This is a genomic window from Streptomyces sp. H27-H5 (assembly GCF_026627505.1).
GTDB lineage: Bacteria > Actinomycetota > Actinomycetes > Streptomycetales > Streptomycetaceae > Streptomyces.
Window position 1 is genome coordinate 1 of sequence record NZ_JAPNLK010000354.1, and the last position, 667, is coordinate 667.

The 667-nt window shown below is 68.7% G+C and carries 1 protein-coding gene; it reads right to left on the minus strand.

The genetic code is table 11. The annotated features are described in order from the left end of the window. Positions 1-8: 8 nt before the first annotated feature. Positions 9-667, minus strand: a 659-nt coding sequence (locus tag OTB19_RS43220; RefSeq protein ID WP_267804343.1) for an IS66 family transposase, incomplete at its 5' end; no start/stop codon positions are given.

Sequence of the window (667 nt, forward strand, 5' to 3'; positions counted from 1 at the left end):
GTAACTGTTTAGGGGTTTCCGCTGGTTGTGGGCAGCATCCATGGCCGTCCGGCGAAGAGGTCGCGTAGGGCGGTGAGGGGGTTGATGCCGTGTTTGCGGACGGTGGAGATGTAGGAGCGGATCCGGGCGAAACGTTGTGCGCCGGTCAGGGTGCGCCAGGATCCGGAGATCTTCTGTTGCGTTTTGATCATGCGCAGGTCGCGTTCCGCGGCGTTGTTGTCGAACGGGACCGCGAAGTTGACCATGTAGCGCTGGTACTCGTCGGCACGGTCCCGCAGGCGTTCGGCCAGGGCTCTGGCCTTGGACTTCGGGCCCGTGACGGGGCGGGGGTTGGCGGCGATTCCGCACAACGCGGCCTGCCGGTAGTCCTCTTGGAAAGCCGCGAGGGCGGCGGGGGCGAGGGCGTCCTGCCCGGCGGCCAGCGCCTGGGCGACTGCGTCCTTCGCCCCGATGAGTACGTCGATCATGGCCTGGGCCCAGGCCGGGTCGCGGCGGGTGTCCTCGGTGACCGCGATCAGCTCGCGCAACACGTGCGCCCCGCACAGAGCCTGATCGTTGCCGTAGACGGTGTAGGAGGCCAGGGCGTCGGTGACCAGGGTGCCGGTGAACGCGGGCAGGATCCCCAGCTCGTCCATCGCCTCCCTCCCGCGCCGGGCGTGGATGCCGT